The organism is Thermoactinomyces vulgaris (genome assembly GCF_005886755.1).
GTDB classification, from domain to species: Bacteria; Bacillota; Bacilli; order Thermoactinomycetales; family Thermoactinomycetaceae; genus Thermoactinomyces; species Thermoactinomyces vulgaris.
This window is the reverse complement of the sequence record NZ_CP039710.1, coordinates 1443287-1458243: the sequence shown is the minus strand read 5'-3', so window position 1 is coordinate 1458243 and position 14957 is coordinate 1443287. Positions and strand designations below refer to the sequence as shown.

General features: G+C 47.9%; 13 protein-coding genes. 4 read left to right on the top strand and 9 right to left on the bottom strand.

What is annotated here, in order from left to right; all coding sequences use genetic code 11:
- Window positions 1–253: 253 nt before the first annotated feature.
- From FA954_RS07385 to FA954_RS07375, 3 genes are all read left to right on the top strand, one after another.
- On the top strand, window positions 254–583 hold the full coding sequence (locus tag FA954_RS07385) for a hypothetical protein (RefSeq protein ID WP_037996056.1): 330 nt from the start codon (window positions 254–256) through the stop codon (window positions 581–583).
- 324 nt (window positions 584–907) lie between these two features.
- Window positions 908–2428 carry an MDR family MFS transporter gene (locus FA954_RS07380; protein WP_138614961.1) on the top strand — a complete coding sequence of 507 codons (1521 nt, stop codon included), beginning with the start codon at window positions 908–910 and terminating at the stop codon, window positions 2426–2428.
- 174 nt (window positions 2429–2602) lie between these two features.
- A complete protein-coding gene (locus FA954_RS07375; RefSeq protein ID WP_049720161.1) occupies window positions 2603–3988 on the top strand; it encodes a UDP-N-acetylmuramoyl-tripeptide--D-alanyl-D-alanine ligase in 1386 nt (461 codons plus the stop codon).
- 21 nt (window positions 3989–4009) lie between these two features.
- Here FA954_RS07375 and brnQ read toward each other — a convergent pair whose 3' ends face one another.
- The 9 genes from brnQ to FA954_RS07330 all read right to left on the bottom strand — a co-directional run bounded on the left by brnQ (window position 4010) and on the right by FA954_RS07330 (window position 14336).
- Window positions 4010–5317 (bottom strand): branched-chain amino acid transport system II carrier protein, encoded by a 1308-nt coding sequence (gene brnQ, locus FA954_RS07370; protein WP_037996060.1) that lies wholly within the window; start codon window positions 5315–5317, stop codon window positions 4010–4012.
- 254 nt (window positions 5318–5571) lie between these two features.
- Window positions 5572–6735: an iron-containing alcohol dehydrogenase gene (locus FA954_RS07365; protein ID WP_037996061.1), complete on the bottom strand. Its 1164-nt coding sequence runs from the start codon at window positions 6733–6735 to the stop codon at window positions 5572–5574.
- Between the two features lie 74 nt (window positions 6736–6809).
- Window positions 6810–7679, bottom strand: a complete 870-nt coding sequence (locus tag FA954_RS07360; protein WP_037996062.1) for a DUF421 domain-containing protein — start codon at window positions 7677–7679, stop codon at window positions 6810–6812.
- A 123-nt stretch (window positions 7680–7802) separates the two neighbouring features.
- Window positions 7803–9164 (bottom strand): PTS transporter subunit EIIC, encoded by a 1362-nt coding sequence (locus FA954_RS07355; RefSeq protein WP_049720164.1) that lies wholly within the window; start codon window positions 9162–9164, stop codon window positions 7803–7805.
- Window positions 9165–9183: 19 nt separating this feature from the next.
- Window positions 9184–10035, bottom strand: a complete 852-nt coding sequence (locus tag FA954_RS07350; protein WP_049720165.1) for a MurR/RpiR family transcriptional regulator — start codon at window positions 10033–10035, stop codon at window positions 9184–9186.
- Between the two features lie 15 nt (window positions 10036–10050).
- A complete protein-coding gene (gene murQ, locus FA954_RS07345) occupies window positions 10051–10965 on the bottom strand; it encodes an N-acetylmuramic acid 6-phosphate etherase (RefSeq protein ID WP_037996066.1) in 915 nt (304 codons plus the stop codon).
- 140 nt (window positions 10966–11105) lie between these two features.
- A complete protein-coding gene (locus tag FA954_RS07340; RefSeq protein WP_037996068.1) occupies window positions 11106–11831 on the bottom strand; it encodes a DnaD domain-containing protein in 726 nt (241 codons plus the stop codon).
- 110 nt (window positions 11832–11941) lie between these two features.
- Window positions 11942–13249 carry an asparagine--tRNA ligase gene (asnS, locus tag FA954_RS07335; protein WP_138614960.1) on the bottom strand — a complete coding sequence of 436 codons (1308 nt, stop codon included), beginning with the start codon at window positions 13247–13249 and terminating at the stop codon, window positions 11942–11944.
- 136 nt (window positions 13250–13385) lie between these two features.
- A complete protein-coding gene (locus FA954_RS07330; protein ID WP_138614959.1) occupies window positions 13386–14336 on the bottom strand; it encodes a helix-turn-helix transcriptional regulator in 951 nt (316 codons plus the stop codon).
- A 110-nt stretch (window positions 14337–14446) separates the two neighbouring features.
- Here FA954_RS07330 and FA954_RS07325 point away from each other — a divergent pair, with 110 nt between their 5' ends.
- Window positions 14447–14950, top strand: coding sequence for a DinB family protein (locus tag FA954_RS07325; RefSeq protein WP_138614958.1), 504 nt, complete (start codon window positions 14447–14449; stop codon window positions 14948–14950).
- The last annotated feature ends 7 nt before the right edge of the window (window positions 14951–14957 follow it).

Here is a 14957-nt window from a genome sequence, read left to right as displayed (position 1 = left end):
CCGACATGATGTCATTGTCATCATGAATGAACATCCGATGCCACCGGCGCGCCGGTGAAACGGATTTCCGGCTACGGAGTTCGCCAAAAATATTAAAGAAAAAACATCTCAAAAATAAATTTAAAAACCTCAAACATTATCCCGGGCAAAGAACCGGTTTTTTAAAAAAATTTGGTTAAAATCGGTTGTATAATAGTGACGAAAGCGATAGAATTTTGAATGAAGATTTCTGATTCAAGAAGGGAGATGGACCGTGAATTCACAATGGAAAGCAAAAATCCAATCCATTGCGGATAAAGAAGAAAAGATTTTGCAAAAATTATTAAATTATGCTCCTCAACCCCATCTGACTGAAGTGATGGACAACTGCTCTCTTTGTTACAAAAAAACACACCGTTTACATATACGCATCGTTGAAGATCCCGAGGGGCTTTTTGAAGACGGGGTCAAAGTCTGCAAAAAATGCGCGGAAAAGTGCGGGTTATCGGAATTGCTCAACGAAAAATCCGCATCCTACCACGGTCTGACTGAAGCGATTTTGCGAATCCGCGGAGAAATCAGCTTAAAAAATTTATCAGATTAGCAGGATTTTAAACACACATCGCAAATAAAGTAATAGAAAATGATCAAGCGAGGTGAAAATATGCGGTCCCACAAACTTTGTTGCGGCGAGCCCCCTGCTGTTTAAATACATAATTTAGAATTGTCATAATTATTGTGAAAAGGTTGCCATCTGTTAAAAATAGTTGGTAACCTTTTTATTTTTAATAAAACCAATCTTTCCGATGCAAAACCCTTTGTCTTTCACAGAAATTTTCATCATTATTTCGTATGTTAAATATTACTTATATTAAATAACCGGTTGGGATTATAATGTTGTTGTGTGCCACAACAAAGGAGGAACATCATGGACTCAAAAAAAAGCAACTTTCAACTTGTCGTCGCATCTTTACTGCTGGCGATCTTCATGTCGGCCATGGACAATACCATTGTCGCGACAGCCATGGGGACGATCGTCGGGGAATTGGGGGGATTGGACCAATTCGTTTGGGTCACCTCCGCTTACATGGTCACATATATGGCCGGAATGCCCATCTTCGGAAAACTGTCGGACATGTACGGGCGAAAACGTTTTTTTATCTTCGGTCTTACCATCTTCTTGATCGGTTCGGCACTTTGCGGAACCGCACAAAGCATTGTCCAGTTAAGCATTTACCGGGCCATCCAGGGAATCGGCGGCGGCGCCTTGATGCCCATTGCCTTTACCATTGTTTTTGACATCTTTCCACCGGAACAAAGAGGGAAAATGACCGGATTGCTCGGGGCGGTTTTTGGTTCATCCAGTGTCGCAGGTCCACTGCTCGGTGCTTATATTACCGATTACATCAGCTGGCATTGGATTTTTTATGTCAATTTACCCATCGGGATCATTTCCCTTGTTCTGATTCTCACGGCTTACAAAGAGTCGAATAAACATGAAAAACAATCCATTGACTGGTGGGGAGCCGTCACCCTGGTGACTGCCGTCGTCAGCCTCATGTTTGCCCTCGAACTGGGAGGTAAAGAGTATGCTTGGAACTCCCTTCCCATCATCAGTTTATTTGTCATCTTTGCGGTCTTTTTTCTTGCGTTCTTGTACGTTGAAACCAAAGCAAAAGAACCGATTATTTCCTTCTGGATGTTTAAGCGCCGGTTATTTGCCGCCAGCCAAATCGCCGTTTTCTTATATGGCGCCACTTTTGTCGTGTTGACCGTATATATCCCGATCTTTGTGCAAGCGGTGTACGGCGGGTCCGCCACCAATGCGGGACTGATCCTGACCCCGATGATGCTCGGGTCGGTTGTCGGAAGCGCGATCGGCGGCATCTTCCAAACCAAGACCAGTTATCGTAATTTGATGATCCTCTCGATCATTGCTTATGCCGCCGGAATGACCTTGCTCAGTACCATGACGCCCGAAACGGCACGTTGGCTGGTCACCATCTACATGGTCATCGCCGGATTTGGGGTCGGATTTTCTTTTTCGTTGTTGCCCATTGCATCAGTGCACAACATGGATGCCAAACACCGCGGTTCGGCAAATTCAACCAATTCATTCTTCCGCTCTCTTGGCATGACCATCGGGATCACCTTATTCGGCTCCCTGCAAAACCGCTTTTTTACCGATCAATTGGATTTTGGCGGGATGCAGGGAGGACACGGGCCATCCTTTGACCTCAACGACCCGCAAGGGCTCTTTGAGCCTGGTGCCCGCGCCGCGATTCCCGATTTCATTCTGGATAAAATCGTGGACGCCATGTCTTCATCGATCACCCATATCTTTGCCCTGGCTTTGATCCCCATCGTGCTGGCAGCCATAGCCATTCTGTTCATGGGCGACACCCGGGTGAAGATGAGCAAAAAGCCTGTCGTCTCCACCAATGAATAACTTATCTTCAAAAAGCAGTGCCATGAAAAGGCGCTGCTTTTTTTGTCCTCAAAATATGCGGCAAAAATGACCGGTTTCTTTTTATGGGCTTTCATCCAAGCCGGTTTATTGCCTCCTGAATAGGATAATCACACATGGATCCATGAGATCGTCTCGCCATGGGAGGATATATACATGAAAGCAATCCAATTAAACAAACTGGCCCAAATCATGGGCGGAAGATTGACTGCAGGTTCCCCGTCAAAAATCGTCCAGTCCCTCAATTTTGGAAATCCAAAACAATTGAAACCGCACCAAGTGTACTTTTACACCCGCAAAATCCGGTGGCACGAAAAGCAACTGCCGGCCATTCAACGGATCCGCCCGCTCGCCGTCGTGCTCCCCGCTCACCTTTTTGCCCGGGGAATCCCGCCGGGCACTTCGATCATCCGGGTGAAAGATGCTTATCAGGCTTTTTTTAAAGCCGGTCTTTGGAACTGGAAACAATGCCCGGCCAGAGTGATCGGCATCACGGGAAGTGCGGGCAAAACGACCACGACCGAAATGGTGGCTTCCATTTTGAAATATCGTGCACCGATGGTGAAAACCCACCGCAACCTGAACACTTTTTCTTTTTTGCCAACATATCTGACCCGGTTAACCGGCAAAGAAAAATTGCTCCTCTTGGAAATGGGAATGAAATCGCTCAATAACATCCGCAAACAATGCCAAATCGTCCGGCCCGAGATCGGTGCCGTCACCAATGTCGGAGAAGCGCATGCGGGCAGCTTGGGCGGACTTCATCTCATCGTAAAAGCCAAACAGGAAATGGTGGATGGTGTCCGCAAAAACGGAACCTTGATCTTAAATGCGGACGACCCGCGGTCAAGAAAACTGAAAACCAACCGATTCCAGGGAAAAATCCTTACCTTCGGCATCCGCAATCCGGCCCACATCCGGGGGAAAAACATCCGTTACACCCGAAACGGGATGGTCTTTGACGCCGTGCTTCAGGGACGCCAGTTCCCCGTCCGGATCCCTGTCTTCGGCACACACAATGTTTATAACGCCCTGACCGCCATCGGGGTTGCCTGGGCTTATGGAGCCACGATTCCGGAAATTCAAAAAGGGCTCGCCACCTTTAAAGCGCCGAAAATGCGCTTGGAATTCATTCGCACAAAATCCGGGCGCATCCTGATCAATGATGCTTGGAACGCCAATCCCACAGCACTGAAAGCCGGATTGGACGTCCTGAAAAATGTCAGCGGATCCCGCCCCAAGATTGCCGTATTAGGCGACATGCTGGAGCTCGGGGAATATTCGCATCAAGCTCACATGCAATCAGGGAAATATGCGGCGCGCTTGGGGTTGACGCAACTCATCACCTTGGGCAAACGCGGGGCAATCATTGCCCAATCTGCCATCGCCAATGGAATGAGCCGCAAAAGGGTACTGATTTGTAAAGATTTCCGGCAAGCATTGCACCACTTGGCAAAAACCCCGAAAAATGCAGTCATCTATTTTAAAGCCTCCCGTTCCCTCCATTTCGAAAAGCTCGTCAAGCAATTAAAAAGGCTGTAACGGCAAAAAGCCGCCCTTTCCTTACGTAAGGGCAGCTTTTTTTTCGGATGCTTTTCCAATGACATATCCCAGCAAGCTTCCGATCACAGCCGGCACCAGCCAGCCGATTCCCTGGTCATAAAGCGGAAAAACCACAAGCCATGAAAAATCGAATCCGAATGTACCGGTAAGCGTATCCAAAACACTGATAATTAAGGCGCCTGCAATTCCTCCGGCATACACCGCACGATAACCATGAAAGAATGAGTGCAGGAAAGACAATAAGATCAAGACGATCACCGCCGGATAAATCATGCTGAGAACCGGCACGGAAATCGCAATCAACTGGGTTAATCCGACATTGGCAACAAAGGCACTGAATACGGTTACAACCAACAACCATTTTTTATAGGAAAGTTTTGGGAAAACCCGGTTTAAAAATTGCGCACAGGATGTCGAAAGCCCGGCCGAAGTCGTCAAACAAGCGAGCAAAACAACGACCCCCAGGAGGACGGAACCGTATGGGCCAAAAAGTTCAAAAGCAATCGCCGTTAAAATTTCACCACCGTTATCCATCATCCCCAACTGCTGGCTGGTGGCTCCCATATAAGCCAGTGAAAAATACACAAAAGCCAGACAAGTAACCGCTATCAAACCGGCTTTCAATGTCGTGGCGGCCACCTTCTTCCGGTCAGTGATTCCGTCATCGCGAATGGCTGCCACCACCATTCCCCCAAACACCAATGCACTCAGCGCATCCAAGGTTAAGTAGCCGTCAAGAAACCCCTGGAAAAAAGGAAATTGCGCATAAACATCCGTCGGGGTTCCCAAATCTCCAACCGGGTGAAACAAGCTTTGGAGAAAGAGCACGACAATCAATGTCAACAAGACCGGGGTCAGGATCTTTCCGACACGATCAATGACTTTGGAAGGGTTCAAACTGATCAACAATGTAATCAGAAAATAAATAATTGTAAAAACAGGCAAAGCCCATACCGCTTCCCGGATGGCATCCGGCAGGAAAGACAAGCCCATTTCAAAAGAAACCGTTCCGGTCCGGGGAATTCCAAAGAAAGGACCAATGGACAAATATACAACCAAACTTAAAATCAGGCCAAAAACCGGATGGACGCGGCTTCCGATCGCTTGCAGACCGCCGTCAGACAAACCGACTGCGATCACGGCCAACAATGGAAGGCCGATTCCTGTGACCGCAAAACCAAGCATCGCCGTGAAGAACTGGTCTCCAGCCCCTTGTCCCAACAACGGCGGAAAAATTAAATTTCCGGCGCCAAAAAATAATGAAAACAACATCAAACCGATTGTGAGTAATTTGGTGTTCTTAAGCATTGAAGATGTCTCCTTTTTGTTCTGTTGCAACCATTGCCGTATTTTGAAATGCACAGGCAAACTTTTTTTCTTCTGTGCATTTTCAGTATATTTATTATTTATAGATTATAATTTAACAGTACAATGCATTATAAAAACTTTTATTCCCAGCTGTCAACAAACCATTTTTTAGCAAAACTTAAAATCACACTCCCTGTGCTAAAGCGCTTACAAAACATGCTTTGACAAAGGCCGGTTTTGTCCGGCCTTTGCCCTTATAATGACATTTTATAAATCTCATAAACATCTTCTTTGGTTAATTTTTTCATCCGCCCCAACGAACCGTGAGCCACCGCTTTTTCTGCCATCAGTTCCAGTTTGGAATCATCGATTCCGTAATCAGCCAGACGGCTGGGGGCTCCGATGGAACTCCAGAATTCCCGCAGCCGGTCAATTCCTTCTTCAGCGATTTCACGGTCCGATTTTCCTTCGGGATCCACACCGAACACACGAATCGCCAATTGCTTCATTTTGGCTTCGGTCACATCCAGATTATACCGGATCCAGTTGGGGAATAAAATTGCCAAACCTCCGCCATGCGGGATATCATAAACGGCGGAAACAGCATGCTCGATTCCATGCGTTCCCCAATCGCCTCGCATCCCCTGGTTTACGACTCCGTTTAATGCCATCATTCCACAAAACATGATCGTCTCTCTGGCTTCATAATTTTCCAGGTCCTCAAGCAGCTTGGGTGCCGTCTCGATAACCGTTGACAGCAATCCTTCCACCATTCGTTCGTTGTAAGGAACGTTGGGGGCAGGACTGAAATAATGTTCCAGCGCATGGGACATCATGTCCACAATTCCGTAAACGGTTTGATCTTTGGGAACCGTAAAGGTATGAACCGGATCGAGAACCGAAAACTTCGGAAAGACCAACGGATGTCCCCAGCCGAGCTTTTCCTGGGTTTCCCAATTGGTGATCACCGAACCGCTGTTCATTTCCGAACCGGTCGCCGACAAGGTCAAAACCGTTCCAAACGGCAGGGCATCTTTGGGAACGGCTTTTTTGGTGATGATGTCCCACACATCCCCGTCAAATTTGGCTCCGGCAGAAATGGCTTTGGTGGCGTCAATCACACTGCCGCCACCGGCCGCCAATAAAAAGTCCACCTTTTCTTTCTTGCACAATTCCACGCCTTTATGTACCGTGGACAGGCGCGGATTGGGTTCTACCCCGGACAATTCCAGGACTTCTGCCCCGATCTCTTGCAAATATTTCATGATCTGATCATAGATCCCGTTTCTTTTAATGCTTCCGCCCCCGTAAACCAACAATACTTTTTTGCCGTAACGGGGGATTTGTTCTTTGATCGCTGACAAAGTGCCTTTGCCAAAGAACACTTGGGTTGGGTTATAAAATGTAAATTGTTCCAATGGTTTGCACCTCTTTTTTTATAAATGGGCCTGTAAAAATAATAATAGAAATCCAACAGAAAATGCAATGATTCTCATGATGGCGATAAGAAACGGGACTGGATGTCTTTGGTGATCTCCTTGAGATTGCGGGCGGTGTTCAGGTACATTTGTTTCTCATCCGGATCCCCGGCCAATTGTCCCGACTTTTTTAACTCGGCTTCACATTTTTCCAATGCCTGTATGAGGTTTGCCCGCCAGTGGGGCCGGGGACGGGAAGAAGACCGGTCTTGATAAAGGTCGGTCCACAATTTTCCGGACGAATCCACCTGGGCCAAAAACACATCTTCCAATTTCAACCCTTGTTTTTCCAGTTCTTTCAATAACCATTTTTCGTTTTTCCCGATGCTCGACAACACTTCTTTTTCAATCCGGCCGTCGATAACGACCATTTCGGGTTCCCGTTCATGATCCACAGGAAGATGAAGCATGTTGGCCGTAAGCGGTTGATGCTCTTTTTTCAGCATCACATTGACCGATCCGTCCGGCTCAATGATGGCAAACTCCACTTCCGACAAGTTGAAAATATTTTTCGCCCGCAATTTGCTCATCAATTCAATCGCCGTCATCCGCTCTTTCTTTAAATTTTCCTCCAACACCTTTCCCTGTTTGATCAACACCGTTTCCGTCCCGACAATCCACTTTCTTATTTTTTGGCTTTTGATCCCCAAATATTCGATGCCGAGTGCCATGATCAACCACACCAACAGGGAAAGCGCCCCCAAATACCATGAGTTCGGTTCCGATTCCAACGGAATATATGCCGCGATGCTTCCCAAGGTGATACCCGTGATGTATTCAAACAGGGAAAGTTGGGAAACTTGTCTTTTTCCGATCAATCTCGTAAGCACCAAAAGGACCACAACCGTAAAAAAAGTTTTGACCACAACCAAATACCAGCTCATTTGAAATCTTCCTCCGCAAATTCTTGATTGTCCTGTTTAGTATCCGAAAGGAAGATGCAATCTATACAGCAACCGATGGCAAGAAAAAATACAGCCCGCTTCGGAGCTGTATTTTTGACGGGATCATTCAAATCCGCCGGCCATTTCATCGCGGAAACCAAACCAATAGGTGAACAAAAACCCTGCCGCATAAGATAATACCAATCCGGTTATATACAAAAGGATTTGGCCGGGCAGCACCAAAAAGGTGAGCGGCAGGCCGGAAACCCCGATGGCAATGGTGGCCACTTTAAACACGGCTTGAAAAGCTCCGCCCACGCCTGCTCCCAGACATGCTGTCAAAAAGGGCCTTCCCAAAGGCAAGGTCACCCCGAAAATAAGCGGTTCCCCGATGCCGAGCAAGCCGGCCGGAAGAGCCCCGCCAATTGCCCTTTTCAACCTTTTCTTCTTTGTTTTCACATAGATGGCAAAGGCCGCCCCGACTTGCCCCGCGCCTCCCATGGCCAGAATGGGGAGCAACGGGTCGTTGCCGATGGATTGGATCAGTTCCAGATGAACCGGTGTCAAGCCTTGGTGTAAACCGGTAACCACCAACGGGAGGAAGGTGGCTCCCAACACAAATCCGGCAATCACTCCGCCGGTATCCAAGATGGCCAGCAAGCCTTTGGTAATTCCGTCGGAAATCATACCGCCAATCGGCATAAAGACCACATAGGTGATGATTCCGGTAATCAGCAAGGCCAGTGTCGGTGTAACAATGATATCCAGCGCTTGCGGGACGAGGCGGCGGATCCGTTGTTCCAAAAAAGCGATAAAAATGGCCGCAAACATGACACCGATCAGACCGCCGCGCCCCGGCACCAATTCTTCTCCGAACAAACTGATGTTTGCAATTTCGGGGTTGATCACCAAAATGCCGGCTAACGCGCCCAAAGCCGGGGAACCTCCGAACTCTTTGGCGGCATTTAACCCGACCAAAATCCCCAGGAATGAAAACAGGCCGGATCCCATCACGGTCAAGACGGTTGCGATCATGGAAGTTTCCGCAATCCAACCGGCCTGCACCACACTTTTCGTAACCCCCGTAATGAGCCCTGAAGCCACCAGAGCCGGAATCAAGGGGATGAAAATGTTGGCGATTCTTCTTAAAAACAGCTTAAACGGCGTTTTGTTTTTCTCCTTGATTTCTTCCCTTTTTTGCTTCGCTTGTTCGTTTAAATCCCATTCGCCCGTGTTTTTCATTAATATTTTGAATTCCTCGTATACCTTGGCCACTTTGCCGGGCCCCAATATAATTTGCAGCGTTTCTTCCTCCACCACACCGATGACGCCTTCGATTTCCTTCAATGCCTCTTTATTGACAAGGCTTTCATTTTTGGGTTTGACGCGAAGCCGCGTCATGCAGTGGGTGTAAGAAGCGATATTGGAGGCTCCCCCCAAATGCTGCAAAATCTCTTGCGCAAGCACGCTGTTGTCTTTTCCCATCCCAATTCTCCTTCCTGGGTTAAATTTCCTTCAGCCGCCGGGTGGCTTTCCGGGTTTTATCCAACAAACGAACCGTTTGATCATACTCTTTTCCGGCCATCGCCAAAAACAAAATATCAATCACATGAAGTTGCGCAATCCGGGAGGAAGTCGCCCCGCTGCGAAAAACGGCTTCACCGGAAGGAGCGATATGCAAGCGGATTTCTGAAAGATCGGCCACAGTGGACGAACCATATTTGGTCAAGCTGATGGTTTTGACTCCATACTCTTTGGCCAAGCGCAAAATCCTCACAACTTCCGGGGTCTCCCCCGAATATGAAATGGCAAACACCACATCCTCGGGCCGGGCATTGGCAATTTGGGTGGCAACCAGATGCAAGTCGGAGAAAGCAGTCACCCCTTTGTTGATTCGAAGCCACTTTTGCCTGGCATCCAAAGCGATGATGTGGGAAGCCCCCACTCCGAAAAAGTGGACTTGGTTTGCCTTTAATAAAGCATCCACCGCTCTTTCCAACTCTTTCAAGTCAAGAACCTCGGCCGTGTCGCGCAAACTTTGCACACTGTTACTGGTCATCTTTTGCAAAATCAACCCGGCCGGCTCTTCGGGCCTGATATCCCGGTAGCCGCTCTCTTCGGGCTTGGCCAGATCGCCGGCGATTCGCATTTTTAAATCTTGAAATCCGTTTAATTGCAGGGACTTGCATAAACGGACCACCGTCGCTCCGCTTGTGCCCGTCCGTTTCCCCAATCCGGCCGCTGTCTCGTGAACCGCTTCCTGTGGATGAGCCAAAATATATTCGGCGATTTTCCGCTCGGCAACCGTCAATTGATCCAACATCAAACGCAAACGATGAAGTCCTCCTGCAGACACCCTCCTCCCCTCCTGTTAACGGGACCGAATCCCGAGCGCAATCGCTTTGCGGACATGCCCTCTGGACTTTTCAAGCAATCTTTTGGCTTCTTCGTAGCCGGTTTCAGACAAATCCATCACAATGGCCGTTTTCACTTCATTTTGGGCACGCCGGAGCAAGTCTTCCGCTTCCCGGTCAGACAAGCCGGTAATGGTGCGGATGATGTTGACGGCCCGTTTCTGCAATTTGTAATTGCTGATTTTGACATCCACCATCAGATTTTCGTACACTTTTCCCATGCGTATCATCGCAGTGGTGGAAATCATGTTTAAAATCATTTTGTGGGCCGTTCCTGCTTTCATCCGGGTCGAACCCGTCAACACCTCGGGACCCACAATGACTTCAATGGCATGACCAGCCACCTGGCTGATACGTGCACCGGAATTGCTGGAAAGGGCCACCGTGTGGGCTCCGATGCTTCGCGCATACCGGAGCGCTCCAATCACATATGGGGTTCTTCCGCTGGCGGCGATGCCGATGACTGTGTCCTTTTCCGTCAAGCCAATCGCCTTTAAATCTTCTTCCCCCAGTTTTTCGTTATCTTCCGCCCCTTCAACGGCTTTCACAAAGGCTTTTTCGCCCCCCGCCATCAAACCGACAACCTGTTCCGGAGACGTGCTGAAGGTGGGCGGGCACTCAACGGCATCGAGAACCCCCAACCGTCCGCTGGTTCCGGCTCCCATGTAAATCAGACGCCCTCCGCGGGAAAAAGAATTGCAAACATACTCCACCGCCACCTGAATGTCCGGAATCACCTCCTTGACGGCTTGAGCAACTTTTTGATCTTCAGCATTGATCAGTCTTAAAATCTCTATCGTATCCATTTTGTCAATCTGTTTGCTTCGTTCATTTCGGGACTCGGTCGTCAGACGACTCAGCTCTTCTTCCATGTTATACCCTCCAAATCAAGACTTCCTTGAATGCGCTTTCATTATATCTGATGTGAAATATTATTTCAATATAAATTAATTACATATAAAATTCCATTTCGCCATCCGGGCAAAAAAAGAACGGAAGAAGGTTTCTTCCGCTACTCTTGATTCACCCAGTTGTAAAAAGAAAAACCATTTTCGCTCAGAACCGGTTTTTCCTTCACATTGGTCTGGTATAAGCTTCCTTTTTGCCTGAATTTGCGAGAATACTCGGCCGCCTCATCCGCCGTGCGCACATTGTTTTTATGCCATTCCAGCAAAATCCGGTCAATATAACGAAAATTCACTTTCCCGCAAAAAACGGCTTCCCGGAGAGCGGCTTCGATGATCTCCTTTGAATAGCCGTCCTCATCAATCCATTGGGACAACATCTGGCATTCCATCGGAGACAGGGCCCGTCCGAATTCCAGTTCAAACACGCGGAATATTTGCTGATATGTTTCACCGTCCGATTCCGGTTTCTTCTGTTTATGATCCAGATACGATGAGACCAATTGTTGAAAAAGCGGGGTCAACTCGTAACTTTCACTCCGGATCCCGTGTTCGTGACCTTCTTCAATCCTTATAAATCCGCCATGTAACAGGCGCTGAATCAAGTCCACGATTTGATGTTGGCTGAGGCTCATGCGCTCTTCCAATTCTGCCACGGTCGGGAACGTCTTGTTTTCTTTTTCTTGAAAAATATAAAGATGAATCAGCAACATGGCTTCGGTTTCCGTCAATCCGAGCCGTTTATACTCCGTAAACAAAAGAACGGGCAAAGACACGAATCCTTGTTTCAGGAGATGAACCATTGCCGCTTGCACCGTTTCCTTCCGGTCCATGCTCTTTCACACCTCTCTTATCCTCCACTATACCATGATCCACTTTGGTGAAACAGACTTGAAAAATGGATAAAAGCACCGGTCAGAAAAAACCGATGCTTTATCCTTTTCTATGGATATAACCGATTGAGCATCCGCGGGAACGGGATGGTTTCCCGGACATGATCCAATCCGCAAATCCAGGCCACCGTTCTTTCCAATCCCAAGCCGAATCCGGAATGGGGGACGCTACCGTATTTTCTCAAATCCATATACCACTGATAAGCTTCTTTCGGCAAATTATGTTCTTCGTAGCGTTGGCGCATCAGTTCCGGATCATCAATCCGCTGGCTTCCGCCAATGATTTCCCCATAGCCTTCGGGAGCAATCAAATCCGCACACAAAACCACTTCCGGCCGGTTCGGATCGTGCTTCATATAGAAAGCCTTGATCTCTGTCGGATAATGTGTGATAAAGACCGGTTTCTCAAAGCTTTCGGCGATTTTGGTTTCATGGGGCGCCCCGAAGTCTTCCCCCCATTCAAAATCGGAAAATCCTTCTTTGTGAAGAAGTTCCACGGCTTCATCATAAGTGATGCGCGGGAACGGAGCCGTCACTTTTTCCAGGCGGCTGATATCCCGGCCCAATGTTTTTAATTCCGCTTCGCAGTTGTCCAACACATGCCGGACAACATGGGCAACCATATTCTCTTGGATTTTCAGGCTTTCTTCATGTTCCACAAAGGCCATTTCCGGCTCGATCATCCAAAATTCAATCAGATGGCGTCTGGTTTTGGATTTTTCCGCACGGAACGTCGGGCCGAATGAATAAACTTTTCGCAACGTCATCGCGGCGGCTTCCATGTACAACTGGCCGCTTTGCGTCAAGTAGGCGTCTTCATCGAAATACTTGGTGTGAAACAGGTTGGTGGTTCCTTCGCAGGAAGACGGCGTCAAAACCGGTGGATCCACCAATGTAAAGCCTTCATCATTCAAGTATTGTTGCAAGGCTTTGATGATTTCGGCCCGAATGGTCAAAATGGCACGTTGCCGGGGGGAACGGATCCATAAATGGCGATGGTCCAACAAAAAATCCACCCCGTGTTCCTTTTTCGCAATCGGATATTCTTCCGCCACCTGAATCACTTCGAGATTGGTCACATCCAACTCAAAACCGCCGGGTGCCCGTTCATCTTCCCGTACGGTTCCCCATATGTACAATGAGCTTTCTTGTGTCAATTGTTTGGCAGCGTCCCACACTTCCGGAGCCACTTGACTTTTGACCAGAACCCCCTGAATGAATCCGGTTCCGTCCCGAAGCTGCAAAAATTGGATTTTTCCGCTCGAACGTTTATTGTAAAGCCATCCGCCCAATTTGACTTCTTTTCCCACATGGCCGGCTATTTCTTTAATTGTCGTCAACACCTGTGTACCCTCCATCCGATAAGAATCACATTGAATTTTATTATACATCCGCTTATTTTAAGGAGTCAATGTGAGAGCAAGCAACCCCTTCTTTCCACACAACGTGCCCTTCGCTGCATCCGTCCTCTCAGGCGTCAACGCCCGCAAGAACCTAAAGCGGGCGGTATTGTTCAAGCGTTTTTGCCAATCTTTCTTTCAGAAGCTTTTTTAAGGCAAGCGGCTTCTTGACCAGGGCATGCTCGCCGTATTTAAGAAAATAGTCTGCGAAAAAAGGGAGATCGTCTTTGGCGATTCTCCCGGTGATCAAACCTGAGCCATCTTCCCGTTTTTCCAACGACAGATCCGGCCACTGAACCGGTTGAAATTTTTCTGTTCCGTCTTGGGTGAGCTCCACAACCATTTCCATCATTTCCCGCTTCCGGTTCATCAGCGAAAAACGATTTTTCAAACGGATCCCCGATAAATCGACCGGCTTTGTGTTTTCGTCATGTTCCACCGATTGAATCCGGTCACACCGGAAAACCCGGTAATCTTTTCTCAAAAAGCAATAAGCCGGGCAATACCATTTTCCGTCTCTTGCATAAACCCCGATCGGTTGAATTTTCCGACAGCTGGTTTTTTCACCCGTTTGATACCGGATGTTTAACACTTCCTGTTGAACCGCGGCTTTCAGCAGTGGTTTCAAAAAAGGGATCTCTTCTTGTTGATGGACAGTGACAAAGTCCATCCGGTCTTTCAGATTGTCAATGGTGTCCCGCAGGTCTCCGGAGAGATTTAAATAAAACTTCTTGATGACGGATTCATACTCCACATCAAAAGGAAGTGAGAGATAATGCCTCAATGCGTGAATGGCAAAAAAGACGGCCATCACTTCTTCCCCGGTAAAAGCAATGAGAGGAAGCACTCTCTCCTTTAAGACCCGATACCCTCCGTTCGGCCCGGTCTCGGAGTACAACGGCACCCCCATCGCACTCAACTCTTGCAAATCCCGCAAAATGGTCCGTTTGGAAACCCCGAATTCCTGTGCCAGTTCCCGGACGGTAAATCTTTTTTTCCGGTTCACCATCATGATCATTTCATTCAATCTTCTCGCCTTGGACATGAAAACCTCCAAATTCTGTGGAACGGTGACAAGGGTTGTCACCATCATAATATATCATGGTTGGCAGATAAATAATAACAGCAGTCAATCAACAATGGAGGAATGATTGGATGTACGTAACCGTTTCAGACTTCATCAAAGAATGGAACAGAGAAGCCGTCTTGACACAAAACGTGTTGGACGGGCTGACCGATGCCTCCTTGAAACAACAAGTTTATCCCGGAGGCCGCACACTGGGGAGAATCGCGTGGCATTTAACCACCTGCATCCCGGAATATTTGTCTGAATTCGGCTTGAAAATCGATCCAGTGGAAAATGCCGATCAAGTTCCGCCATCGGCCAAAGAAATCGCCGAAACCTTTAAAAACGTAAGCGCCAATGCCGCCAAAGCCATTTCAGAACAGTGGAATGACGAGACATTAAAAGAAGTGCAAACCGCTTTCGGAAGAGAAGAGACCAATGCCCAAATTTTAATGGGACTCATCAAACACACAATCCATCATCGCGGCCAATTGACGGTTCTGATCCGGCAAGCCGGATTAAAACCTTTTGGCGTTTATGGTCCGCCCAAAGAAGATTGGATCCGTTTGGGCGTGGAAAATCCCCCTCTGTAAAACTCTT

What these genes read in the sequence shown, in the direction of transcription:
- FA954_RS07340 (WP_037996068.1), bottom strand. Translation starts at nt 11,831, where the DNA reads ATGGACCGGAAGGAAACGGTGCAAGCGGCAATGGTTCATCTCCTGAAA.
- asnS (WP_138614960.1), bottom strand. Translation starts at nt 13,249, where the DNA reads ATGGAGGGTACACAGGTGTTGACGACAATTAAAGAAATAGCCGGCCAT.
- FA954_RS07380 (WP_138614961.1), top strand. Translation starts at nt 908, where the DNA reads ATGGACTCAAAAAAAAGCAACTTTCAACTTGTCGTCGCATCTTTACTG.
- FA954_RS07325 (WP_138614958.1), top strand. Translation starts at nt 14,447, where the DNA reads ATGTACGTAACCGTTTCAGACTTCATCAAAGAATGGAACAGAGAAGCC.
- FA954_RS07330 (WP_138614959.1), bottom strand. Translation starts at nt 14,336, where the DNA reads ATGTCCAAGGCGAGAAGATTGAATGAAATGATCATGATGGTGAACCGG.
- murQ (WP_037996066.1), bottom strand. Translation starts at nt 10,965, where the DNA reads ATGGAAGAAGAGCTGAGTCGTCTGACGACCGAGTCCCGAAATGAACGA.
- FA954_RS07355 (WP_049720164.1), bottom strand. Translation starts at nt 9,164, where the DNA reads ATGGGAAAAGACAACAGCGTGCTTGCGCAAGAGATTTTGCAGCATTTG.
- FA954_RS07375 (WP_049720161.1), top strand. Translation starts at nt 2,603, where the DNA reads ATGAAAGCAATCCAATTAAACAAACTGGCCCAAATCATGGGCGGAAGA.
- FA954_RS07360 (WP_037996062.1), bottom strand. Translation starts at nt 7,679, where the DNA reads ATGAGCTGGTATTTGGTTGTGGTCAAAACTTTTTTTACGGTTGTGGTC.
- brnQ (WP_037996060.1), bottom strand. Translation starts at nt 5,317, where the DNA reads ATGCTTAAGAACACCAAATTACTCACAATCGGTTTGATGTTGTTTTCA.